This is a genomic window from Stenotrophomonas sp. SrG (assembly GCF_050031795.1).
GTDB lineage: Bacteria > Pseudomonadota > Gammaproteobacteria > Xanthomonadales > Xanthomonadaceae > Stenotrophomonas > Stenotrophomonas rhizophila_A.
Map to the genome: position 1 here is coordinate 1 of NZ_JBNBBE010001301.1, position 236 is coordinate 236.

The following is a 236-nucleotide window of genomic DNA, read 5'->3' on the forward strand; positions in this document are numbered from 1 at the left end:
TGTCAGCGTGCCTTCGGTGGTGCCCTTGGTCCAGAATACGTTGCCCTGCCCGTCGCTGAACTTCGCTCCGGAGGCGGCAGTGTCCGAGGCCATCACGAAAGTACGCCCGCCGACGACCACCGTGGCCGAATCCTGGCCGCGATCGGTCGCCTGCACCGGCAGATCGCCGCACTGGAAGGCATAGACGCGTTCGTCGGAAGACGGTGCGGCCGCCGGCGGGGGAGCTTCATTGCCGG

General features: G+C 67.8%; 1 protein-coding gene. It reads right to left on the bottom strand.

Features of this window, described 5'->3' with window-relative positions; all coding sequences use genetic code 11:
* On the bottom strand, nt 1-236 hold a 236-nt coding region (locus ACQG3P_RS23625; protein WP_426806406.1), incomplete at both ends, for an MliC family protein.